The 24,089-nt window shown below is 72.9% G+C and carries 18 protein-coding genes; 13 read left to right on the forward strand and 5 right to left on the reverse strand.

Annotation, left to right across the window (positions count from 1 at the left end; all coding sequences use genetic code 11):
• Positions 1-118: 118 nt before the first annotated feature.
• The 3 genes from WFH32_RS15915 to WFH32_RS15925 all read left to right on the forward strand — a co-directional run bounded on the left by WFH32_RS15915 (position 119) and on the right by WFH32_RS15925 (position 4,452).
• On the forward strand, positions 119-526 hold the full coding sequence (locus tag WFH32_RS15915; protein WP_191797874.1) for a nuclear transport factor 2 family protein: 408 nt from the start codon (positions 119-121) through the stop codon (positions 524-526).
• The gene (locus tag WFH32_RS15920; RefSeq protein ID WP_336708286.1) at positions 523-3,690 is read left to right on the forward strand and encodes a non-ribosomal peptide synthetase; all 3,168 of its coding nucleotides are present in this window, start codon (positions 523-525) and stop codon (positions 3,688-3,690) included. The genes WFH32_RS15915 and WFH32_RS15920 overlap by 4 nt, the downstream gene beginning before the upstream one ends.
• Positions 3,691-3,852: 162 nt before the next feature.
• Positions 3,853-4,452 carry an RNA polymerase sigma factor gene (locus tag WFH32_RS15925; protein ID WP_336708288.1) on the forward strand — a complete coding sequence of 200 codons (600 nt, stop codon included), beginning with the start codon at positions 3,853-3,855 and terminating at the stop codon, positions 4,450-4,452.
• Between the two features lie 30 nt (positions 4,453-4,482).
• Here WFH32_RS15925 and WFH32_RS15930 read toward each other — a convergent pair whose 3' ends face one another.
• The 4 genes from WFH32_RS15930 to WFH32_RS15945 are packed head-to-tail and all read right to left on the reverse strand — an operon-like array spanning position 4,483 to position 9,267.
• A complete protein-coding gene (locus WFH32_RS15930; protein ID WP_336708289.1) occupies positions 4,483-5,406 on the reverse strand; it encodes an SDR family NAD(P)-dependent oxidoreductase in 924 nt (307 codons plus the stop codon).
• Positions 5,403-6,830, reverse strand: a complete 1,428-nt coding sequence (locus tag WFH32_RS15935) for an enolase C-terminal domain-like protein (RefSeq protein ID WP_336708290.1) — start codon at positions 6,828-6,830, stop codon at positions 5,403-5,405. The genes WFH32_RS15930 and WFH32_RS15935 overlap by 4 nt, the downstream gene beginning before the upstream one ends.
• Positions 6,827-7,639, reverse strand: coding sequence for an SDR family NAD(P)-dependent oxidoreductase (locus WFH32_RS15940; protein ID WP_336708291.1), 813 nt, complete (start codon positions 7,637-7,639; stop codon positions 6,827-6,829). The genes WFH32_RS15935 and WFH32_RS15940 overlap by 4 nt, the downstream gene beginning before the upstream one ends.
• Positions 7,636-9,267 carry a hypothetical protein gene (locus tag WFH32_RS15945; RefSeq protein ID WP_336708292.1) on the reverse strand — a complete coding sequence of 544 codons (1,632 nt, stop codon included), beginning with the start codon at positions 9,265-9,267 and terminating at the stop codon, positions 7,636-7,638. The genes WFH32_RS15940 and WFH32_RS15945 overlap by 4 nt, the downstream gene beginning before the upstream one ends.
• 219 nt (positions 9,268-9,486) lie before the next feature.
• Between WFH32_RS15945 and WFH32_RS15950 the strand changes: the two genes are divergently transcribed.
• The gene (locus WFH32_RS15950; RefSeq protein WP_336708294.1) at positions 9,487-10,191 is read left to right on the forward strand and encodes a GntR family transcriptional regulator; all 705 of its coding nucleotides are present in this window, start codon (positions 9,487-9,489) and stop codon (positions 10,189-10,191) included.
• Positions 10,192-10,281: 90 nt separating this feature from the next.
• Here the strand turns inward: WFH32_RS15950 and WFH32_RS15955 are convergent, their stop codons facing one another.
• Positions 10,282-10,494: an HAD hydrolase-like protein gene (locus WFH32_RS15955; RefSeq protein WP_336708296.1), complete on the reverse strand. Its 213-nt coding sequence runs from the start codon at positions 10,492-10,494 to the stop codon at positions 10,282-10,284.
• A gap of 408 nt (positions 10,495-10,902) precedes the next feature.
• Between WFH32_RS15955 and WFH32_RS15960 the strand changes: the two genes are divergently transcribed.
• The 9 genes from WFH32_RS15960 to WFH32_RS16000 all read left to right on the forward strand — a co-directional run bounded on the left by WFH32_RS15960 (position 10,903) and on the right by WFH32_RS16000 (position 24,084).
• Positions 10,903-11,961 carry a GNAT family N-acetyltransferase gene (locus WFH32_RS15960; protein ID WP_336708298.1) on the forward strand — a complete coding sequence of 353 codons (1,059 nt, stop codon included), beginning with the start codon at positions 10,903-10,905 and terminating at the stop codon, positions 11,959-11,961.
• Between the two features lie 297 nt (positions 11,962-12,258).
• Positions 12,259-14,523 carry a peptidase C14 gene (locus WFH32_RS15965; RefSeq protein WP_336708300.1) on the forward strand — a complete coding sequence of 755 codons (2,265 nt, stop codon included), beginning with the start codon at positions 12,259-12,261 and terminating at the stop codon, positions 14,521-14,523.
• Positions 14,524-14,579: 56 nt separating this feature from the next.
• Positions 14,580-16,835 (forward strand): peptidase C14, encoded by a 2,256-nt coding sequence (locus tag WFH32_RS15970; RefSeq protein ID WP_336708301.1) that lies wholly within the window; start codon positions 14,580-14,582, stop codon positions 16,833-16,835.
• 264 nt (positions 16,836-17,099) lie between these two features.
• Entirely contained in the window at positions 17,100-18,392 is a 1,293-nt protein-coding gene (locus WFH32_RS15975) for a Gfo/Idh/MocA family protein (protein WP_318244264.1), read from the forward strand.
• Positions 18,393-18,531: 139 nt separating this feature from the next.
• Positions 18,532-19,803 (forward strand): ABC transporter substrate-binding protein, encoded by a 1,272-nt coding sequence (locus WFH32_RS15980; protein ID WP_225228449.1) that lies wholly within the window; start codon positions 18,532-18,534, stop codon positions 19,801-19,803.
• A gap of 78 nt (positions 19,804-19,881) precedes the next feature.
• Entirely contained in the window at positions 19,882-20,895 is a 1,014-nt protein-coding gene (locus WFH32_RS15985) for a carbohydrate ABC transporter permease (RefSeq protein WP_225228448.1), read from the forward strand.
• The gene (locus WFH32_RS15990; protein WP_318244263.1) at positions 20,892-21,818 is read left to right on the forward strand and encodes a carbohydrate ABC transporter permease; all 927 of its coding nucleotides are present in this window, start codon (positions 20,892-20,894) and stop codon (positions 21,816-21,818) included. Before WFH32_RS15985 ends, WFH32_RS15990 begins: the two co-directional genes overlap by 4 nt.
• A gap of 5 nt (positions 21,819-21,823) precedes the next feature.
• Positions 21,824-22,930 carry an NAD-dependent epimerase/dehydratase family protein gene (locus WFH32_RS15995; protein ID WP_318244262.1) on the forward strand — a complete coding sequence of 369 codons (1,107 nt, stop codon included), beginning with the start codon at positions 21,824-21,826 and terminating at the stop codon, positions 22,928-22,930.
• Entirely contained in the window at positions 22,930-24,084 is a 1,155-nt protein-coding gene (locus tag WFH32_RS16000) for a dihydrodipicolinate synthase family protein (RefSeq protein ID WP_225228447.1), read from the forward strand. The genes WFH32_RS15995 and WFH32_RS16000 overlap by 1 nt, the downstream gene beginning before the upstream one ends.
• Positions 24,085-24,089: the final 5 nt, after the last annotated feature.

The following is a 24,089-nucleotide window of genomic DNA, read 5'->3' on the forward strand; positions in this document are numbered from 1 at the left end:
CGTGTATGGAGAGCGGCCCGTCATGACGGAGCCCTGCGAACCCCGCCCACCCTGCCGGACATTGACCAGGACGAGGGGCCCCTCGCACCCGTCCGTCCACCGAGCAGGGAGCCAGCAGATGGCAGCGACCGAGCACCGAGCGATCCTCGACGAGGTCTACCGCGCGTTCAACCGCGGCGACGTCGATCGACTCAAAGAGCTCTTCGCCGACGACATGACCATGGTGATCCCGGGAGCGACCCAGATCTCGGGCACCTTCCGCGGCCACGACGAGGTCTTCGGCGCCTTCGCGCAGATGGCTGCGATCACCGGCGGCACCTCGCACGCCGCCGTCGAGCGCGTCCTGGTCGACGACACCGGCGGGGTCGTGATCGCCGTCGACTCGGCACGGCGGGACGGCGAGGACGTGAGCGCCCGGTTCGCGGACGTCTACCGCATCGAGCAGGGACGCGTGACCGAGCTCCGCCCCTTCCCCGAGGACCCGATCGCGATGAACCACTTCTGGCGACGAGGAGACCGACCATGACGACGAGCCAGCACGAGCCGCGCCCTGCGCTGACCGGCACCACCGACGCCCGCGCTGCGACAGGCGGGCCGACCCTGGAGAGGGTCCGCAACGCCTCTTCCGTCCCCCACGCCTTCGACGCCGTCGCCGACGCCTGGCCGAACCGCAGCGCCGTCGAGTGGGACACGGGCCGCTGGACCTATCGAGACCTGCAGGACGCCTCCCGGCAGGTCGAGCGCCGGCTCCGGTCCGCAGGCGTCTCGCCCGGTGCTGCCGTCGCGGTCCTCGGTGACCGGTCCGCAGAGACCTGCGCCACGATGCTCGGCATCCTGCGCACAGGGGCCGCCTACGTGCCGGTCGACGCGAACCTGCCCGCGGTGCGCGTCCGCGCGATGCTCGACACCGCAGGCGTGACCCTCGCGGTCCGCCCGGCCGGGAGCCGGGCGGCCGGGCCCGCCGGGGTCGAGGTCGTGGACCTCGCACCGAACCTCACCGGGGCGGACCGCGCACCGGACCGCACCGGGCCGGACCGAGCCTGGCGACCGGGCGACGGGCTCGCAGAGGGCCCCGTCCCCAGCGAGCACTCGTCCGACCTCGACCGCACGGCGTACGTGATGTTCACGTCCGGCTCGACCGGAACGCCCAAGGCCGTGGCCGTGCGCCAGCGGGGCGTCCTGCGCCTGGCGACCGACAACGGCTTCCTCGTCCTCGACCCCGCGAACCGCTTCATGCACGCGGCCTCCCTGTCGTTCGACTCGTCGACGCTCGAGATCTGGCCGACCCTCCTCTCGGGGGCGTGCCTCGTGATCGTCGACCAGTCGCTGCTCCTCGCTCCTGCCGCGCTGCGCGACACCCTCCGGGCCGCGGCGATCGACGCGGTCTTCTTCACGACAGGGGTCTTCCACCACGTCGCCCGGTCCTGCCCGGAGGTGTTCGACGGGTTGCACTACGCGATCGCCGGCGGCGAGGTCCTCAACCCGGCCCTCGCCGCGCGCGCCGTGGGTCGCGCCACGCACGTCGTCAACGGCTACGGGCCGACGGAGACGACGGTCGTGGCCGTGGCGCACGTCCTCGGCGAGGCCGACGACGGGCCCGTACCGATCGGCACCCCGCTCCCCTACGTCTCGGTCGCCGTACTGGACCCGGACGGCTCCCCGGTCGCCCCGGGCGAGGACGGCGAGCTGCACATCGCCGGGGACGGCCTCGCGGCCGGGTACCTGGGCGCCCCGGAGGAGACCGCCCGACGCTTCGTGCACCTGAGCATCGACGGCGCTCCCCCGGTCAGGTACTACCGGACCGGCGACCAGGTCCGGTGGGACGAGGCCGGTCTCCTGGAGTTCCGCGGACGGCTCGACGACCAGGTCAAGGTCCGCGGTCACCGGATCGAGCTCACCGAGATCGAGAGGGCGCTGTCGGGGGTCGAGGGCATCGGAGAGGCCGCCGTCGTGGCCGTCGAGGACGGGACGAGCCGGGTCCTGGTCGCCTTCTGCACTCCCGCGAGGCCCGAGGCACCGGTCCCCGATCTTGCGTCGGTCCGCCGCGCGCTCGCTGCTTCCCTGCCCCACTACATGCTCCCGGCGGAGGTCGTGCCCGTCGAGGCTCTCCCGTTCACCACGAACGGCAAGGTCGACCGACGGGTCCTCGCCGGCCGGGCGTCGGCCGCCGCGACCCGCCCCGCCACGGAGGACCTGACGGCCGCTCCACGGGACGCCCGCGACGCCGTCGAGCGCGCCTGGCGCGTGACCCTCGCGCTCGACGACGTCGACCCGGACGGCGACTTCTTCGCGCTGGGCGGCAACTCGCTCATGGCGGCGCAGCTCATCGCACGCGTCCAGTCGTCGTTGTCGCTCGACGGCGCCCACGGCCACGAACTGATCCGTGGCCTGCTGTCAGACCCACGCCCGGCGGCCTTCGCCGCTGTCGTCGACGAGATCCGGGTGCGCCCGACCGAGGATCCGGTTGCCGACGGCACGGACCGGTGGCGCCCCGACGTCCGCCTGCTCTCCCAGCCGGCCCCGGTCGACCGGCCCCCTCGGTCCACCCCGCCCGCTGAGGTGCTGCTCACGGGCGCCACGGGGTTCTTCGGTTCCGCGCTGCTGCGAGAGCTCGTCGACCGCACGGACGCCACGGTCCGCTGCCTCGTCCGCGCTGCCGACGAGGACGCCGCCATGGCTCGCGTGCTGGCGGCACAGCGCAGGTACGGCCACGGGCCGCTCGACACCGACCGGGTCGTGGCCGTGCCCGGGGACCTCACGGCCCACCGCCTCGGGCTGGACGACTCGTCGTGGGAGGCGCTCGCCGCACGCACCGACCTGATCTACCACTCGGGCGCCCACGTGAACTTCGTCTACCCGTACGAGTGGCTGCGGCGGACGAACGTCGACGGCACGCGCAGCCTGGTCGAGCTGGCCGAGGCCGGCGGCGGCGTCCCGCTGCACTACGTCTCGACCATCGCCGTGCTGGCGGGCTCGGGCTCCGCGGCCGTCCGGCACGTCACCGAGGCCACCCCGCTCGACCACGTCGAACGGCTGTCGATGGGCTACCCGGAGAGCAAGTGGGTGGCCGAGCAGATCCTGCGCGCGGCGTCGGCGCGCGGACTGCCGGTCGTGGTCCACCGGCCCTACGAGATCACGGGCAGCACGGTCGACGGCCACTGGAACACCGAGGCCGCGATCTGCGCGTTCTTCAAGGCGATCGTCGAGATGGGACGCGCTCCGGACGTCGACCTTCCCCTGGACTTCGTGCCGGTCGACCACCTGGCCCGCGCCGTGGTGCACCTCGCGCAGACCCGGCCCGCGCAGGGGCAGACCTACCACCTCACGAACCCGCGCTACGCGCTGCTGGGGCTCATGGTCGAGCGGCTGCGCGAGCACGGTCACGTGATCGACGTCGTCGACTACGACACCTGGCTGCACGACCTGTCGGAGTTCTGCAGGACGCACCCGGAGCACCCCATCGTGTCGTTCCTGCCGATCTTCACGAACATCGCGTCGTCGAGCACGCTCACGGTCAAGGAGCTGTACTTCGAGGGGACGTTCCCGCGGTTCGGACGGGAGCGGGCGGACGAGGACCTCGCCGGGAGCGGCATCGTCTGCCCGCCGGTCGACGCCGAGATGCTCGACTCGTACGTCCGGTGGTTCCACTCCGTCGGGTACATCGACCGGCCCCGGGTGGGTGCTCGCTGACGGGGCTGGCGGGATCGAGGGACCAGGCCCCGGGCACGGACGCCGCCTGGGGCCGCTTCCTCTCGCCTGCGCGGGGCCCGCAGGTGACGATGGTCGGAGGGGTGCCACCGTGCGGGCAGGGGCGGAGCGGTACCCGCAGGCGGGTAGCACCAGGGGGCAGTGATGCGTGAGCAGTCGTCGGTGTTCGACGAGGGGTCCGTGGCCGAGGTGGACCTGTGGAGCCGGGTCCAGGAGGGTGACGAGCAGGCGTTCGCGGTCGTCTACCGGCGCTACTCGCGGCGCGTCCACGGCCTGTGCCGTGCGCTGCTGACGTCGGGCGGGCTGCACGACGACGTCACGGGGCGGTGCGAGGACCTGACCTCGGGCGTGTTCCTGGCGGCGTGGCGCCGTCGGCGGGAGATGGTCGTCCACGACTCGGTGCTCCCGTGGCTCCTCGCGACCGCGGCCAACCTCTGCTCGAACGAGCAGCGAGCCGCTCGGCGGCACCGCTGGCTGATCGCCCGCGTCGCGCAGGTGCACGGTCGGGCCGCGCCGTCGGCGGACGGTGCCGAGGCGAGCGTGCTCGCGTCGATCCTCGCGGGCCGTGCCCGCCGCGAGATCGCGGCCCTTCCCTCCGCGCTGCGCGAGGTGGCCGACCTCTGCATCCTTCACGACGTCACGACGCGCGACGCGGCCGCGTTCCTCGAGCTTCCCGAGGGCACGGTCAAGTCGCGGCTGCACCGGGCGCGACGCCACCTGGGCCGGGCTGTCCTCGACCGCTAGGGCGCCCGGCTGCAGCGGCCGGGACGCCCGTCAGTCGAGCCCGTACCGCGCGTCGAGCCCGGCGTCGTGCGGCAGTGTCCCGAACGACGCGGTCCACGCGCCGTCGGCCGCGATCGACTGGCCCGACACGTACGAGGACTCGTCCGAGAGCAGGAACGCGACCACGGCCGCGATCTCGGCCGACTCGGCGATGCGTCCGAGCGGCGGGCCCTCGGCGAGCCCGCGCTCCTCCGCCTCGGGGTCGACGGCGTTCGCGATCTGTGCGTCGAGGTGCGGCGTGCGCACCCCGCCCGGTGCGACCGTGTTGGCCCGGATGCCGTACCGCCCGTACGTGACGGCGACGCTGCGTGCGAGCGCGTCGATCCCGCCCTTGGTCAGCTCGTAGGCCGCGTGGTCGACGAACGAGGACCGCCCGTGGATCGACCCGACGTTGACGATCGACCCGCCGCTCGCCTGGTCGGTGAACGCCTCGACCGCGGCGGCGGCCCCCCAGAGGTAGCCCAGGCCGTTGATCTCGACGACGTCGCGCGCCGTGCGCTCGATCTCCTCGGCGCGCGCGGGGTCGCCGAGCGCGTGCAGCGGCGTGGTCCGGGTGATGCCCGCGTTGTTGACCCAGCCCGCGAGCGGCGCGAGGCCCCGGGCGACGCGTGCGGCCTCGCGGTGCGACTCCCGGTCGCGCGAGTCGGCGAGCACCACGGCAGCACAGACGCCCTCCTCGACGGTCCCCGAGCCTGCGCTCCGTTCGAGCCCGACGACGGTCCACCCGTCCGCGGTCAGCCGCGCCGCGATCGCCCGGCCTATGCCCTTGCCGCTCCCGGTCACCACGACGCTGCGGGTCGCGGCTGGTCCTGGCACGGGGGCTTGTCCGGTCGGGTTCTGGGCGGACACCGGTCCTCGCTCGTCGTCGTGCCCGACGGCGGAGCCCGCCCTGGGCGTGCCGGTCGGGTCGGTCATCGGTCCTCCTGGTCGTCGAGCATGCGGTTGTCGTCGGTCGAGCATGCGGTTGGCGTCGTTCCGGGGCCCGTTTCGGACGCCAACCCCATGCTCGGCAGCGAGGGGTCGGACTCGAACGAGAAGTACGACGGCGAGAGGGCGAAGCCCAGACCGGGGGCCTCGGGCGGCAGCGCCGTGCCGGACGAGAACTCGGGACCGCCCTCGACGAGCAGCGGCGCCGGGTCGTAGGGGTTGCCCTGCGGCGACCGCTCGAAGGTCTCGACCCCGATCCCCGCGGCGCCACCCAGGTGCACGCTGACCTCGGGGTACACGTGGCTCGACGTCACGAGCCCCGCGTCCTGCCAGGACCGGACCAGGGGTTCGGCCGCGGTGATGCCGCCGATCCCGACCACGTCCACGCGCGCCACGTCGAGCGCTCCGAGCGCATCGAGCCGCGCGAGGACCTCGGGGTCCGTGACCTCGTCGCCGATCGCGAGCGGCAGCCCCGTGGCCTCGCGGATGCGCGCGGCGCCGGCGGCGTCCTCGGGCAGCACGGGGTCCTCGAGCCACGCGAGCGCGGGCGGCTCCCCGGCCGGTGCCGGAGCGCCGATCCCCCACGCGTCGAGGTCCGCGAGCGCCTCGTCCGCGTCGCGCCAGCCGAAGCCCACGTCCACGACGAGACCGCTGCGACCGGGCTCGCTCTCGCGGCCCGTCACCCCGGGAAGCTCGGCGCGCAGGATCGCGAGCAGGTCGCGCATGAGGTCGCGGTCGGGAGACCGCGAGATCTTGAGCAGCGACCAGCCCTCGCGGGCACGGTCGAGCACCTCGTCGGCGACGGCGCGCGCCGTGCGACCGGGGGTCGGGTAGGCCGCGACGAGGATCGCGGGCCGCGGCGCCGGGACGACCGGCCCGGCCGGGTCCCCGCTCGGCCCCTGACCAGGGCGGGCCGACGGCGGGACCTGAGCGGCGCCGTCGGGCACGGGGGGCACGACGGGCACAGGGGGCACGGCAGGTTCCAGGAGGCGCCACACCGGGACGCCCGCGACCTTGCCCGCGACGTCCCACAGCGCGACGTCGACCAGGCCGATCGCCCGGCGCACCAGGCCCACGCGCCCCACGATCGCCGACCCGCGCAGCGCGGCGTCCCACGCCGCGCGCACCCCCGCGGCCGGGTCGTCGACCGGGAGGTCGCGACCCACGACGTGCGGCGCGACGAGGCGCTCGACGATCTCCGCCATGGGCGCCTCGCGCGTCAGGGCGTAGGAGACGCCCGTGATCTCGGTGCCGTCCGGCAGGACTGCACGGACCTGGACCCCCACGTACTCGCGGCGCGTGACCGTCATGGCCCCGAGCTGCAGGGGCTGCGGCAGCGCGACGACGGTCGTCGAGGTGCGGACGTCGGTGACGCGCGCGATCCCGCCCGGGCTCATGGCTCGGCCCGTCATTCCGGCTTCTTCGCGAGCGGGACGCCGTAGTCGACGATGAACCCGCCGTCGACGTAGAGGGTCTGGCCGATCACGTACTGCGACTGGTCGGACACGAGCCAGCTCACGGCGTTCGCGATCTCCGAGGCGTCGGCGAGGCGGCCCGCGGGGATGCGCGCGAGGATCGTCTCCTCCTTGAGCGTCCCGGCCGCGACGCCCTGGCGGAAGACGCCCGTGTCGATGTACCCGGGCGCAACCGCATTGACCCGCACCCCGCGCGCGGCCCACTCGGCCCCAGCCGTCGAGGTCAGGCCGATCACGGCCGCCTTGGTCGTCGAGTACGGGGCCCGACCCGCGGAGCCGCGCGCCGAGACCGAGGAGATGTTGACGATCGCGCCACGGCCCGCGGCGAGCATGTGACGGCCCGCGGCCTGGAGGCAGGTGAAGACGCCGTGCAGGTTGACGTCGACCACGGCCTTCCACTCGTCCCAGCTCAGGTCCTCGATGCCGCGGTGGCGCTGGATCCCGGCGTTGTTGACCAGGACGTCGATGCTGCCCGTCGCGGCGGCGACCGCGTCGAACGCCGCCCCCACAGCCGCGTGGTCCGTGACGTCGAGGGGCATCCAGACCAGGCCCGGCTCGGCGGGCAGGGCCGCGAGGTCGAGCGCGGGCAGGTCGTGCTGGACGACGTCCGCGCACACCACGCGGTGGCCGTCCGCCGCGAGCCGCTCGGCGATCTGGCGGCCGATGCCCGCCGCGCCGCCCGTGACGATCGCGGTGCGGAGCGGGGTGCCTGCGGGTGTGCCGGTCGGGGTGGTCGTGGTGCTCACTGGTCCTCCGTGGAAGTCTGCGCTGGTGCGGGCGTCGTCGCCGCCAGGGTGTCGACGAGGTGGTTCGCGTGCTGCTCGAGCCGTGCGAGCGAGCCGGGCGCGAGCGGCGACTGCCACGCCTGGTAGGCGCCTCGCACGTACGCCTGGTCGGTCGGCAGGTACACGAAGCCCGGGCCGTTGGTCAGGTTCGCGACCACCACGGGGCGGTCGCCCGCGTGCTCGCGGACCGTGCGCTGGAAGCGCGAGTACGCCTCGCCCGGGTGCGCGACGAGGAATCCGTCCCCGATCTGCCACACCCACGTGGGGTGCTCGACGGTCGGGCCGGTCACGTAGCCGTCGCGCAGGTTGCGCGCGCGGCGCAGCCGCTCGTCGCGGCTGCGCGGGTCGATGTCGGCCCACTCGGCCTCCATCTGCGCGAGGGTCGGCAGGTCCCGCAGGTCCAGCACGACGGCGTCGCTCACCGCGCGCAGCACGCGCGAGCCCTCGACGGGGCGCGGCTCCCACATGCCCAGCGGCGCGCCGGACTGCACGACGTGCGTGAGCTCGAGGGCCGTGCCGGGGGGCGGCAGCTCGGCGAGCGCCGCGAGGACCGCGTGCCCGAGCGAGGTGCCGTGCCGGTCGGCGACCGCCACGTCCCCCGTGTACTGCTCGCGCGGGGCCAGCTCGCCCGAGGCCCCCTGGAAGAACGCGACGGGCGCCCCGGTCGCCTCCTCGACGAGGGCGCGCATCGCGCCCACGTAGTCCGGGGAGACCAGGGTGTTCTGCCACGCGAGCGTCGTGGGGTGGCACGCGTAGTTGACGATCGTCGCGAGGGGCGTCGTGGTCGGCAGGGGCTTGCCGGGGGCCGCCGGCTCGACCCGGCTGAGGCGGCCGATCACGACCGTGTCGTCGGCGGCGGCCCGCGGAACCGTCGGGTTGAAGCCGATCACGGGGAGCCCGAGGTCCTCGGTCACGTCCGCCGGGGCGCCGGACAGGCCGGGCGCCGTGTCACCAGAACTGGCGGACGGCGTGTCGACGGGCTCGCCGTGCGACCCGCCCGCGCCGAGGATCAGCTCGCGGTCCGCCGCGAGCGAGCAGTACCCGGTCGTCCACTCGAGCGTCGCGGGGGCGACCGAGGCCACGGCCTCGCGTCCGGCGTCGACGGCCTGCGCCGCGAGGTGCTCGAGGTAGGCAGGGACGAGCTCGCCGCCCTCGAGGTCGGCGTCGTGGCTGCACAGCACCGGGCCCGCGTGCGTGTGGGACAACGAGATGAGCAGCCGCTCGGGCGGCAGGCCGAGGCCCGCGAGGACCGCGTCCCGAACGCTGCGCTCGTCGTCGACGCGGCGCCACCACGTGGCGTCCACGGTGATCATGACCAGCGGTTCGCCCCGGGGAGCGCCGGTGCGCTCGGGGTGAGCGGCGCCGTCGGGCGTGCGGCGCGCGGGCGAGACGCCCGAGCCGGGCGCCTGCTCCTCGGCGAGGGCGATCGCGGTGAGGGTCATCGCGCGGTGCGTGCCCCGCGAGGCGTTCCAGTCGGCGGGGCCCCAGTTGCGGGCACGGATGCCCACGGGCGGCGTGACGTCGCGGCGGGCTACGCCTGCCAGTCCGCGGAAACCGGGCACCGTCACCCGGTCGTGCAGGGACACCATGGATCCTCCTCGAGCCTGTGCGTCAACCCTCGAATGCTATAGCATGTAGTGAGGGGGCAAGCCGTCCGGTGGCCCTTCGCCTCGATGGTGGCACAACGGTGCGCCCCGCGCAGACCTCGCCCCCGGCACGCACCGCGGGCGAGGAGCCGGGCCCAGTTCGCCGACCGCTATCCTTCGGGGCACCTCCCGGATCGGACCGCAGAACACTACGGAGAACCCATGGCGCTCAAGAGCGTGCCCGACCTGAACGTCGCCGACCGCGTGACCGTCGAGCTGCGAGAGGCGATCTTCAGCGGCGACCTCGCGCCCGGCTCGCGCCTCGTCGAGCGCAAGCTCGCCGAACGCCTCGGCACCAGCCACATCCCCGTGCGCGAGGCCCTCACCCGCCTCACCGAGGAAGGGCTCGTCGAACGCCTCCCCCACCGTGGCGCCCGCGTCGCCGCGCTCACGAGCCGCGACCTCGAGGAGATCTCGAGCCTGCGCACGCTCCTGGAGCAGTTCGTCGTCGTGCGCGTGCAGGCCGAGTGGGACGCCAAGACCGAGGCCCGCCTGCGCAAGACCGTGCAGCAGATGGTCGACGCGGCCGAGCGCGGCAGCTCGGCCCGCGTGTTCGAGCTCGACCGACGCTTCCACGAGCAGCTCTGGGAGCTCGCCGACCACCGCATGCTCATGACCATCACGTCCCAGCTCCGTTCCCGGATCACAGGCTTCCTGCGCGCCGCGAACGTGGCCCTGGACCCCGAGGCGCGCGTCGCGCACGCCGAGACGCACCACCTCATCATCGACGCGATCGCGAGCGGCGACCCCGAGCGGGCGCGGACCGTCATGGCCGAGCACATCGGCGAGGCCGCGGCACGGCTCGAGAGCCACACCGAGGAGGGTGACGTCGCCGAGGAGCCCGCGGCAGAGGCCGGGGGCGTCTGACCGGGGCGGAGGCGCCGTGGGTGCCGGGACGTCGCTTGCGTCGAGCGTGCAGTTCGGGTCGTCACGAACCTGGTCCTGACAGCCCGAACGTCACACTCGGCGCGCCTCGCGGGACACGTCGAGGAGCGCGTCGAGCACCTCGACCGTCGAGCCGCGCACGACGTCCGGCGCCCGCTCCTCGCTCCAGACCCGGCCGTGCGCGACCCACCCGGTCCGCAGATCCGCACCCCGGCCCCCACCGACGTCCGCGACCGGGTGGTCGCCGACCATCCACGCGGCCCCGACCCCGGGGGCACCGGGCACCAACGGGACCCCCGCCACCGCGAGCGCTGCCGAAGATCCGCCGGTCGCTTCGCGAAGGCCCCGGCCCGATCGACGAGGGTGTTGTCGAGGTCGACGAGCACCGCCCCAGGGGCGGTGCGGCGATCGTCGAACATGCGCAGAGCGCTCCTCGAACATGCGGTGGGCGTCGGAATCGGGGTGATTCACGACCGTAGCCACATGTTCGGCAGCGAGGGGGGTGGTCGAGGGATAGACACTTCGTGCGAGGTCCAGCCCGACCTCGCACGTGCTTCGTTGCCGTGCATCGTTCACTCGAGAACGTGGATGCGAGACTATTCTTGCTATAGCAAACCGTCAAGGCGAAGCTACCGGGCGCCTTGCGCACGCGCCCCACCTGCACCGACACGCACCCGCTCATCGAGGAGCCCCATGGATTTCCGCACCGCGACGCCCGCCGACGTCCCGTCGCTGTACGCGCTGTGGGCCGCCGCGTTCGACGCGCCCCTCATGGTCCCCGTCTACGAGACCGACGGCGGCCGGCTCGACCGTACGGTCGTCGCGGTCCTCCCCGGCCCGACCCCCGCCGAGGACCGCGTCGTCGCCTCGGTCTGCTGGACCCCCCGCACGCTCGTCGGCATCCCGGGCGCCGACGGGGCGACCGCCACGCTCACCGTGGGCGGCGTGGCGAACGTCGCCTCGGCGCCGGACATGCGCGGGCGCGGTCTGGTCCGCCTCGCGCTCACCGAGGCGGTCGAGCAGATGCACGCCGCGGGCATGGACGCCTCGCTGCTGTTCACGGGCACCCCGGGCGTCTACCGCCCGAGCGGCTGGGAGACCTTCGAGGTCCCCGTCACCCGCGGCCCCCTCCTGCCCGACGGCGCCGCTCGCCCCGAGCGGTCGAGTGCCACGGTCGTGGCTCGCCACGAGCGGCCGCCGCGCACGGAGTCCCTTGTCCCCACGACCTTCCCCGCCTGGGACACCGACCTCCCGTGGCAGGACCTCGCGGCCCTGCACGACGCGTTCCATGCCGCCCCTCTGACCACGCGCCGCACGGTCGAGCACTGGGAGCGCCGGATCCCCCTCTGGTACTCCGCGGCCGAGCTCCTCACGGCGCGACGCCCCGACGGGTCGATCGTGGGCTACCTGGTCGTGGAGCTCGAGGGCGAGGTGCTGCGCGTACGGGAGCTCGCCGTCGGGCCTGGTGACGCGACGGCGCCCGAGCGGCGCGAGGCGCTCGACGCGCTCGCGCTCGCCGTCCGTTCGCTGGCCCGCGAGCACGGGGCGACCCGCGTCGAGGTGCGCCTGCCACGTGTCCCGGCCGCGGCGGTGCTCACCGACGCGCTGCTGGCTCCGGGCGGTCGCGAGACGACGTCGGACGCGACGGGCATGCTGCGCCCGGTCCGGCGTTCGACGGCGGAGATCGATGCCCTGCGCGCCGCGACGAGCGGCCCCACGGCGGGCTTCCACTGGCCCGGCGACTACCTGTGAGACGGCCGCCGGCGCGGCTCCCCGGGCGCGCCCGGCGGACCTGGCGAGTCGTCACCAACCTCTTGACATTGCTATAGCACCGGCCTAATCTCCGGGAAATGCCCGGTTCATCCGGACGCAACGAAGCGCATCCATCCTGCTGTCGCGGCCTGCCGCGCCCAGCCTGAACCGTCCCTCTCGCCCCGTCCCCCGGTCACCGCAGCCCCGGCCCGCCGGACTCCACCCGCACTCCCGTTGCCGCGCGTCGGCCACCCCTGAACGGACCCGTCTCATCGACCCGTCCGAAGGGTGACCCACGTGAAGACCCCCCTGACTGCCCGCGCCAGCGCGACAGCCCCCGACCTCTCCCCCGACCCCGACCCCACCGACCCCTCGCGCCGCAGCCTGCTGCGCGTCGCGGGCATGGGCGCGCTGACCGCGACCGCGTTCGCGCTGTCCACGGGCCTCGCCCCCTCCGCGCTCGCCGCACCGCTGGGCCTGAGCAAGGACAGCGAGCCCGACGACGAGCTCACCGTCGCGACGTCCGTCGCCCAGCTCATGGGCTGGCGCGCGAAGAAGATCGACGACGGGACCGTCGTCCAGCTCCTCGGCCACGCGACCCCCGGCGACGGCGCCGCACGCCTCGTCCGGTTCGACGCGAAGAGCACCGCGGCCGCCAACGGCGGCACGGTGCTGGCCCCCATCGGCGCGGCCGGTCCCGGCCGGTGGCACACCCTCCACACGGGCACGGCCGACTTCCGCTGGTTCGGGATCTTCGGCACCGACGCCCCCACGGGCAGCGCCGACGAGGCGCTCGACGCGCTCGTCGACGACCCGACCGTGAGCCGCATCGAGGCGCACACCGACCTCAACTTCGTGCGCCGTCACACCTACACGCGCTCGCACCTCGAGCTCGACTTCGGCGGCCGGACGATCACGACCGAGGGCATCGAGCGCAACTCGCACGACAACCCGTTCGGGGCCGTGATGTTCTTCCAGGGCACCGTCACGGACGTGACCCAGCAGCGCACGCTCGCCGAGACCATGCCCGACCAGCGCGACGTGTTCGAGGTCGCGGACTCGTCCGCGTTCGCGGTCGGCGACTGGTGGACCGTGCTGGTCGATCCCCGGCCGGGCGGCGGGCGCGACGAGCGCGAGCTCCAGCGCCTCGTGCAGGTCACCGAGGTCGTCGACGCGGCGCACGTGCGCGTCGACTACCGCAACGGCTGGGAGCTGGCGCCGGGCCGGGTGCTCGAGTGGCGCAAGGTCGTGCCCGTCGAGCAGGTCCACGTACGGAACATGACCTTCATCGGGGCCGGGCCGTACGACGGCCCGCTCAACGGCGAGCTGCCCGACGACCGCGAGCACACCGGCTCGCACCCGGTCGCCTACGAGTTCGCGGTGCGCTGCGACGTGTCGGACGTGCACGGCTCCAGGACGTGGTGGCCCGTCATCATGCGCCGCTGGAACACGTTCTTCGCGACCGAGCGCTGCTCGGTCGCCAACCCGCCGACGGTCTTCTACGGCGGTGCGGGCTACCTCACGCAGCAGATCTACTGCCTGTACGGGCGCATAGCGGACTGCCGCTCGCACAATGCCCGCCACCTCAACGACCTCACGGCCTCGGCCTACTGCCTCGTCGAGAACTGCCACGGTGACGGCGACGACCAGGGTGGCAACCCGTTCACGACGCACGGCCAGTACGAGCACGACCTCGTGTTCCAGGGCAACAGCGGCCTCATGGACATCGCCAACTCGGGGGCGCAGTGGGGCATCAGCGCCAAGCGCATCACGGTCAAGGGGCACGTGGCCTCCTGGTTCACGGTGAGCACCAAGATCACGGACCTGACCCTGGAGGACGTGCACGTCGTCGCGCGCTCGACGTTCGACCAGCAGGGCAGCCTGACGGTCAACGCCGACGGCGTGCAGATGCGCGGGTGCACCGCGTCGTTCTTCGCGGTCGCGCAGCGCTCGAGCCTGTCGAAGCGGCCCAACGTCATCGAGGACTGCCACTTCTCGCTGCCGGTCGGCAGCGTGCTGCACCAGACGCCCGTCGCCAACCCGGTCCACTTCGTCCGGACCGGATTCACCGGGTTCGACGGCACGGTCCTGCGCGGCGCGGGACCTGTCACGTTCACCGACTGCACGTTCGTCGGCTCGACCGACGAGGCCGCCCCCGCCGCCCCCGCGCTCGTCGGGTCGGCCGACGTCACGATCAGCGGCGGGACCCTCACCGGCACGGGCATCCGGCTCAGCGGCGTCCGCGACCAGCGGCTCACGGTCCGCGGGGCGAAGATCTCCGGCACGACGACGGCCGGCGCCCTGGTCTCGCGGGCCGCGGGCCCCGGGACGGTCCAGGTGGACCTGCGCGGCGCGACGCTCGCCGCGAGCGGGACCACTGCGCACGTCGCCCTCGCGGGCACCGACGCGCTGACCGCGGTCGGCACGCGCTTCAGCGGCGGCCGGTACGACCTGGCACCGACCACGCGCGTGCTCCAGTCCGGCTGCGTCGAGCAGGGCGTCGACCGCACCGGCTTCCCCGAGGGCGACCACGTCCTCGTCACCGACTCCCTCGCGCTGTGAACCGCACGAGCTCCCCCTGCCCACCCGGAAGAACCCCTGATGAAAGGCCCCTGCAGATGACGAACCTCATCACGTCCGGACAGACCCCCGGCGAGCCGGCGACGACGCCGACCTCGCCCCGCCAGGCCCCCACGGTCGAGGCCCCCTCGCGCCGCAACCTGCTGCGCGTCGCCGGGATCGGCGGCCTCGTGGCCGCCGGCGCCCTGATGGGCACGCACTCGGCCGCAGCCGCCACGCCCGCTGCCGCTGCGCCGTCGGGCGTGCTGCCCCTGAAGAAGGACGAGCCCGACGACGAGGTCCTGGTCGCGGCGTCCGTCGCCCAGCTCGTGGGCTGGCGCGCGAAGAAGATCGACGACGGGACCGTCGTCCAGCTCCTCGGCCACGCGACCCCCGGAGACGGCGCCGCACGCCTGGTTCGCTACGACGCGAAGAGCGAGGCGGCGGCCAACGGCGGCACGGTGCTGGCGCCGAAGGACGTCCAGGGCAAGGGAAGGTGGCACACGCTCCACACGGGCACCGCCGACTTCCGCTGGTTCGGGCTCTTCGGGAAGGACACCCCGGCCGACGACGCGCTCGACGCGCTCGTCAACGACCCGACCGTGAGCCGCATCGAGGCGCACTCCGACCTCAACTTCGTGCGTCGCCACCGGTTCACGCGCTCGCACCTCGAGCTCGACTTCGGCGGGCACACCATGACGACCGAGGGCATCGAGAAGGCCGGGCAGGACGACCCGTTCGCGGCCGTCCTGTTCTTCCGCGGCACCGTCACCGACGACGTCCGCACGAACAAGCTCACGGCCGTCATGCCCGAGCTGCGCGACGACTTCGAGGTCGCCGACTCCTCGAAGTACGCCGTGGGCGAGTGGTACGCGCTCGAGGTCAACGCGCTCGCGGGCAAGTGGGAGCGCGAGCTGCAGCTCCAGGTCCAGGTCACGCAGATCGTCGACGCGACGCACGTGCGCGTCAACTACCTCAACGGCTGGGAGCTCGCCGCGGGGCGCACGCTCACGTGGACCAAGGTCGAGCCCGTGCAGCAGGTGCACGTGCGCAACCTGTCGTTCGTGGGTGTCGCGGGCGGCGACCAGTACACGGGCTCGCACCCGCTCGCGTTCGAGTACGCGGTCAGCTGCGACGTCGAGAACGTGCACGGGGTGGCGACGTTCTGGCCCCTGGTCATGCGCCGCTGGTCGACGCACTTCACGACGACGCGCTGCTCGCTCGCCAACCCGGCCTCGATCACGTGGGGCGGCGCGGGCTACCTGACGCAGCAGATCTACTGCCTGTACGGGCACGTGTCCGACTGCCACACCTCGAACTGCCGCCACCTCAACGACTGGACGGCCTCGGCGTACGGCCTCGTGGAGAACTGCCACGGCGACGGCGACGACCAGGGGCCGTTCGTCACGCACGGCCAGTACGAGCACGACCTGACGTACGTCGGGAACTCGGGGCTCATGACGTTCGCCAACTCGGGTGCGGCGTGGGGCTCGTCGGCCAAGCGCATCACGGTCAGCAAGCACGTGTGCTCGTGGTTCGTCGCGCGGGTCAAGGTCACCGACCTGACGCTCGAGGACGTCCAGGTCATCCGCAAGGAGGGCCTCGCGGGCTCGGGCATGCTGTGGGTCAACGCCGACGGCGTCCAGCTGCGCGGCTGCCAGGCCGACGACACCCTGATCGTGTCGCAGGCGTCGAGCCGCTCGAAGCGCCCCAACGTCATCGAGGGCTCCCGCTTCGACGTCCTGCCGGGGACGCCGATCACGCAGGCCAACGTGACCACCCCCGTGCACCTGGTCCGCACGACCTTGAACGGGCTGGAGGGTGCGTCGTTCGCGGGCTCGGGGCCCGTTGTCCTGGACCAGTGCACGCTCGAGGCCGCCGAGGGCAAGGGCACCGTGACGGCGTCGGGAGACCTGACGATCCGTGGCGGCGTGGTGCGCAACGTCGCGGTCGTCGCGGCGGGCACCACCGAGCAGACCGTCCGGGTCGGCGACGGGGCGCGGCTCGAGGGCTCGCCCGCGGGTGGCACGTTCCTGAGCCGGGCGAAGGCTGACAAGCCGGTCACCTGGAACCTGGACGGTGCACGATCGGTGGCCGCGTCGGGCGACACTGGTCACGTGAAGCTAGACACAGGTATCAATCGCTGGTCGGCCGTGGGGTCCACCTTCACGGGTGGCCGCCTCCAGCTCGCCGACGGCGCGTTCGGCGCGGGCTCCTACCTCCTGCACACCGGCAACGTCGAGTCCGGCGTGCAGCGCGTCGCGATCCCGGCCGACGGCCCGACGGTCTCGACGGCGGGCACGCTGGTGCTCTGACACGGCGTAGCCCCGCCTCGACCACGGGGTTGAGGTCGTCAATCGTGACCTGACGGCCTCAACCCCGTTCTCGGCACCGACCGAAGATAACGACTCGGTCGCAAGTTGACCTCGCGGGCTGTCAGGGCGCAGGATCATCTGGCATAGTTGCTATAGCAAATAGCAAATGAGGCCGTACTCGCCCGGCTCTCCGCCCGCACCGACCGTTCGACCAGCACCACCAGCACCACCCCCGCAGCCCCCGCAACGACGCAAGGACCGCTCGTGACCCGCAATGATGCACCCGTGACCGTCGCCCTCGTGGGCGCCGGCAACCGGGGTCAGACCTACGCACGCTGGATCGCCGCGCACCCCGACCGTGCGCGCCTGGTCGCTGTCGCAGACCCGCGCCCGTTCCAGCAGTCCCTCGTGAGCGACGGCGCGGCCTCGGCGAACCCCGACGCCGCCCCCGTCGCACGGTTCGCGGGCTGGGAGGACCTGGTCGCGGCGGGCGCCTCGGCCCCCCTCGCGGACATGGTCATCGTCGCGACACAGGACCGTGAGCACCGCGACCCGGTCGTGGCCCTCGCTGCGCAGGGCTACGCGATCCTCGTCGAGAAGCCGCTCGCCCCGAGCGCCGAGGAGTGCCGCGACGTGGTCGACGCGGTCGAGGCATCGGGCGTCCTGTTCGGCGTGTGCCACGTCATGCGGTACATGCCGTACACGGACCTCATGAAGTCGGTCGTGGACTCGGGCGTGCTGGGCGAGATCGTCAACGTGCAGCACCTGGAGCCGGTCGGCTGGTGGCACGACGCGCACTCGTACGTGCGCGGCCCGTGGCGCTCGGAGAAGACGTCGAGCCCCATGCTGCTCGCGAAGTCGAGCCACGACCTGGACTGGATCCGCTACGTCACGGGCAAGCGCATCCAGACCGTCGCGAGCTTCGGCTCGCTCAAGCACTTCCGTCCGGAGGAGCGCCCGGCAGGCGCCGCGGACCGCTGCCTGGACTGCCCGCTCGAACCGACGTGCCCGTACTCTGCGCCGCGCCTGTACCTGGGCACGCTGCGCGAGAAGGGCGCGATCTGGCCGGTCACGGTCGTCACGGACGGCACCGACGAGGCGTCGGTGATCGAGGCGCTGCGCACGGGGGACTACGGCCGGTGCGTGTACGCGTCGGACAACGACGTGGTCGACCACCAGGTGGTCGCGATGGAGCTCGAGGGCGGCGGCGCGGCGACGTTCACCATGACGGCCTTCTCGGAGCAGGACCACCGCAAGACGCAGATCTTCGGGACGCACGGCTGCCTCGACGGCGACGGCGAGAAGATCCGGGTCACGGACTTCCGGGACGGCTCGGTCACGGTCCACGACTCGGGTCACCACGGCGCGACCAACGCGGCCGACGACCACGGCGGCGGCGACTCGGGCGTCATGGACGCGTTCGTGCGCGCCGTCGCGACGGGCGACCCGAGGCACGTCCGGTCGGGCGCCGTCGAGTCCCTCCAGAGCCACCTCGCCGTGTTCGCGGCCGAGGAGTCGCGGCACTCGCGCACCGTCGTCGAGGTCCCGGCCCGTTAGCAGCACGTCCCGTCCGTGCGGCCCTCCGGCCGTCCGGGCAGAGCAGCACCCCGCAGGCGCGACGATGCGCCGGGCGGGCTCAACAGCACACGGATCAACCAGCACGGTAGTCATCATTCGACGTCAAAGGAGCACGAAAATGACCATGCCGAAGAAGCACGTGGCGACCGCCATCGCGGCGATCGCCACCCTCGGCGCCCTGACCGCCTGCGGCGGCGGCGACGCGGCCGGCGGATCGACGCCCGTCCCCTCGGACGGCGCGGCCTCGGGCTCCGTCACCATGTGGACCTACCCCGTCATCGCCGACGAGGCAGCCCACAAGGCCTTCTGGGACAAGCAGATCGCCGAGTTCACCAAGGAGAACCCGGACGTCGACGTCAAGGTCGAGATCTACCCGTGGGCGGGTCGCGACGAGACGCTCGCGACCGGCATCGCGGGCGGCAAGGGCCCCGACGTCGTCTACCTCATCCCGGACCAGCTCCCGAAGTACGCGAAGTCCCTCGCCGCGGTCGACAACTACGTCACCGACAACACGGGCGACCTGCGGGAGAACGCCGCGAAGTCCGTGAGTATCGACGGCGCCATGATGGGCGCGCCGCTGATCATGAACTCGAAGCCGCTCGTGTGCAACGCCGCGGCCTTCGACGCGATCGGGGAGTCGGGCAACTACCCCGAGACCTGGGACGACCTGATGACGCTGGCCCCGAAGTTCAAGGACGCGGGCTACGACGTCACGAACTACTGGGGCGCGGTCGACGCGACGCTCAACGAGTCGTTCTACCCGCTGCTGTGGCAGGCGGGCGGCTCGGTGTTCTCCGAGGACGGCACGAAGGTCGCGTTCGACTCGCCCGAGGGCGTCGAGGCGCTCCAGTTCGTCACGGACCTGGCCGAGGGCGGCTTCGTCGAGAAGGACCTGCTGACGACCATCCCGGCGTTCGAGCAGACCCGCACGGCGCAGGGCAAGATCGCCTGCACGTGGCAGCAGGGCCCCGGCGACGTCGCGACCTTCTGGGGCGAGGAGAACACGGTCGTGCTCCCCTCCCTCAAGCAGGCCGAGTCGATCGGCTACGGCACGGTCGGTTCGCTGGCCCTCATGAAGAAGGCCGAGAACCTGGACGCTGCGGGCAAGTGGCTCGCGTTCGCGACGCGCCCCGAGGCGTCGGCCGAGTACGCGAAGGCCGCGGGCTGGTTCACGCCGTACACCTCGCAGACGGGCCTGTACGGCGACGACGCGACCATGGCCGCGCTCGAGGCCACGCTCGACGCGACCACCTCCGGCGACCTCAACGAGAAGTCGCGTGAGGTCATGGGCATCCTCGCCCCGGAGATCCAGGCCGCGCTCATCGGCCAGAAGACCCCTGAGCAGGCCATGAAGGACGCGGCCGCTGCCGCGAACCCGCTCCTCGGCTGATCTCGCACCACACCCACCGGGCCGGGTGGCCGCCGCTGAGGCGGCCCTCGGCCCGGTGAGGCGAAGGAGAAGAACCCCATGACAGCAACCACCCCGTCCGGAGACGTCCTCGGGCCAGGCCTCGAGGGCTCCGTGCCCGACGGCGCCGCGCCCGTCGCGCGGTCCACGTCCGGTGGGCCCTCGGGCCCGTCGCGCGGGAACGGACCGACAGGACCGTCAGCATTCCGCCGCACCATGGCCCGCCGCGAGGCTCGGATCGGCCTGCTCTTCGCTCTCCCGGCCTTCCTGCTCTTCCTCGCCTTCCGGTTCGGACCGGCGATCGCGGGCGTGGGGCTCAGCTTCTTCGAGTACACGATCGGCGGCACCGCCGAGTGGACCGGCCTCGACAACTTCGAGCGCATGGTCAACGACCCGATCTTCTGGTCCGCGATGCGTGTGACCCTGATCCTCAGCGTCCTGATCGTGCCGTTGTCGCTCGCGATCTCGACGTTCATGGCGCTGCTGGTCCGTCGCTCGTTCCGCGGCTCGGGCTTCTACCGCTCGGTGTTCTTCCTGCCGGTCGTCACGAGCCTGGTGCTCGCCGCGACGGTGTTCACGTGGGTCTTCTCGACGGGCGGCCCGTGGTCGCAGCTCATGGGGCTCATCGGCCTGTCGACGGACTCGTGGCTGGGGAGCACGACCCTGGTCCTGCCGGCCCTGGCGCTCGTGTCGATCTGGTCGCGCTTCGGGTACGGGATGCTCATCCTCCTGGCCCGCATGCAGGACCTGCCGCGTGAGCTCGAGGAGGCCGCGGCGCTCGACGGCGCGAACGCCTGGCACCGGTTCTGGCACATCATCATGCCGCAGCTCAAGCCGACGCTGTTCTTCCTGGCGGTCATCGAGACCACGGCGTCGTTCCAGATCTTCGACCTGGTCTACACCATGACGGGCGGCGGGCCCGCCCGCGCGAGCTACAGCCTCGTCTACCAGATCTACGACCAGGGCTTCAAGTACTTCGACCTCGGCTACGCCAGCACGCTCGGCGTTGCGCTGTTCATCATCACCATCGTCGTTGCGTTGGTGCAGCGTCGCCTCATCGGGAGGGACAAGTGACCACGCTCGCCACCCCCGGCACCCCGGGGCACCCCGGGACCGCTGCCGGCACCACCAGCTCGACCGGCCTGACACCACGCCGTCGGCGCAGCAAGAGCTCGGGCATGGACCTGACGTGGCGCGGCAAGGTCGTGCGCTACGTCGTCCTGAGCCTCGCGGCCGTCGTGACGATCTTCCCGTTCTACGCGATGGTCGTCCTCTCGCTCAAGCCTGCCGCGGCGATCCAGTTCCCGCAGAGCCTGATCCCCACGAACCTGGGCTTCGCGGCGTACGACCGCGTGCTCGGCGCGGGGAACATCTGGACCTGGTTCGGGAACACGCTCATCTACTCGGTCGTGTCCGTGGTCCTGGTCCTGGCGTTCTCCGCGATGGCCGGCTACGCGTTCGCGAAGAAGAAGTTCCCGGGCCGCGAGGCCATGTTCTGGTCGTTCCTCGCGATGGTCATGGTCCCGTACCACGTGACCCTGATCCCGACCTTCATCCTCATGGCGCAGGTCGGCGGCCTGGACACCTACTGGGGCCTGATCCTGCCGACGCTCGCGAACGCCCAGGCGGTGTTCCTCATGCGGCAGTTCATCATGGACATGCCCGACGACCTCTTCGAGGCGGCCAAGCTCGACGGCGCGTCCGAGTGGCGCATCTTCACGCGCATCGTGCTGCCGCTGTGCAAGCCGATCCTCGCGACGCTCGGCACGTTCGTCTTCCTGTGGCACTGGAACGACTTCCTGTGGCCGCTCATCATGGGCCAGGGCACCGACCACTGGACCCTGACCGTGGGTATCGCGTCGCTGCAGCAGCAGGACGTGCCGCTCAACATGATCCTCGCCGGCGCGACCATCTCCTTCGTGCCGATCTTCGCCGCCTACCTCGTGGCCCAGCGCTACTTCCAGGAGGGCGTCACCATGTCCGGAATCAAGGGATAGCACTCGTGTCTTCGACCTCACCCAGACCCCTTCACGCTGCCGCCGTCGCTCCTGCCGGTGCCTGCGCCGTCGGGCGCTCCGCCGGTCCCTCGTCGCTCGCCGAGCTCGAGGACCTGCTCACCACGCCCTCCCCCGCGCTCGTCGCGGACATGGCCGCCCGCTCGGGCGACCTGGTCGTCCTCGGCGCGGGCGGCAAGATGGGCCCGAGCCTCACGGTCCTCGCCCGACGCGCGCTCGACGCCGCAGGGCGCTCGGGCGACGCGGTCCACGCGGTCTCGCGCTGGTCGGACCCGGCCCAGGCCGACCACCTGCGCGACGCGGGCGTGCACGTCGTGACGGCCGACCTCATGACGGGCGACCCGGCCGTCCTGGCCGGGCTGCCCGACGGCGCCGACGTCGTCTACATGGTCGGCGCCAAGTTCGGCACGTCGTCGGCCCCCTCGCTCGCGTGGGCCGCGAACGCCGCGCTCGTGAGCGACGTCGCGCGCCGCTACGCGGACTCGACCATCGCCGCGTTCTCGACCGGGAACGTCTACCCGCTCGTGCCCGTGTCCTCGGGCGGCTGCTCCGAGGACGACCCGACGGGGCCGGTCGGCGAGTACGCCATGAGCTGCCTCGGGCGCGAGCGCCTGTTCCAGCACGCGGCCCTCACGCGCGGCACCAAGGTCGCGAACATCCGCCTCAACTACGCGGTCGACCTGCGCTACGGCGTGCTGTGCGACGTCGCGGCGCCGATCCTCGCAGGCGAGCCGGTCGACCTGACCACGAGCCACGTCAACGTCGTGTGGCAGGGCTACGCGAACGAGGTCGCGCTGCGCGCGCTCGGCCACGCGTCCTCGCCCGCGTTCACGGTCAACCTCACGGGCCCGGAGACCGCGTCGGTGCGCCGCCTCGCGGGGCTGCTCGGCGCGGGCCTGGGCCGCGACGTGTCGTTCACGGGCGCCGAGGCCGGGACCGCCCTGCTCAACGACGCGAGCCTGTGCCACGAGCTGTTCGGGTACCCCGACGTCTCGCTGCGCACGCTCGTCGACTGGCAGGCGCAGTGGCTCGCCGCGGGCCTGCCGACGAGCGGCAAGGCCACCAAGTTCACCGTGCGCGACGGGAAGTTCTGATGGGCTCGGTGATCGACGCCATGAAGCCCGACTCGCTCGCGCTCCTGCGCGCCGGCACGGTCATCCCGGCCCAGCCGCTCGCGCTGACCGCGGACCGCCGGTTCGACGAGCGCCGCCAGCGCGCCCTGACGCGGTACTACCACGCCGCCGGGGCGGGCGGCGTGGCCGTGGGCGTGCACACGACGCAGTTCGAGATCCGCGACGTCGGGCTCTACCGGCCCGTGCTCGAGATGGCGGCCGAGGTCTCGCGCGAGACGCTGGGCGGGCACGCCCCCGCGGGGTCCACGGTCACCGGCCCGCGCCCGCTCGTCCAGGTCGCCGGGGCCTCGGGCCCCACGGCCCAGGCCGTGGCCGAGGCGCAGGTCGCGGCAGACCTCGGCTACGACGCGGTGCTCCTCGCGCCGCGCGTGGCCGGGCTGGGCGGCACGCGCGAGGAGGTCGAGCGCCACCTGCTCGACCGCGCCCGGGCCGTGGGCGAGGTCCTGCCCGTGATCGGCTTCTACCTCCAGGAGGCGATCGGCGGGCCGCGGCTCTCGGTCGACTTCTGGCGCGAGTTCGCGTCGATCGAGGCCGTGGTGGCCGTCAAGGCCGCGCCGTTCGACCGGTACCGGACGATCGACGTGCTGCGCGGCGTGGCCGAGTCCGGCCGCGCCGAGCAGATCTCGCTCTACACGGGCAACGACGACGCGATCATCGCGGACCTGGTCTCCGAGGTCGACGTGCCGGTCGCGGGCAGCGCGAGCCCGTACACGGCGCGCTTCGTCGGTGGTCTGCTCGGCCAGTGGGCCGTGTGGACGCGGGGTGCGGTCGAGACCCTGCGCCTCGCGCAGGCCGCCCGGGGCGTCACGGCCGACGGCACGCTCACCGTGCCCGACGACGCGGCCCTGCGCCTCCTGGTCGCCCGTCAGACCGGGCTCACCGACGCCAACGCCGCGGTGTTCGACTCCGCGAACGACTTCGCGGGCGTCATCGCGGGGGTGCACGAGGTCCTGCGCCGCCAGGGACTCCTCGAGGGCATCTGGTGCCTCGACCCCGCCGAGACGCTCTCCCCCGGTCAGGCCGACGAGCTCACGCGCGTCACGGCCGCGTACCCGTGGCTCGGTGCGTCGGACGACGCGTTCATCGCGGAGCACCTCGACGCGTGGCTGGGATGATCCTG

It is taken from the genome of Oerskovia sp. USHLN155 (assembly GCF_037145535.1).
Lineage (GTDB): Bacteria > Actinomycetota > Actinomycetes > Actinomycetales > Cellulomonadaceae > Oerskovia > Oerskovia rustica.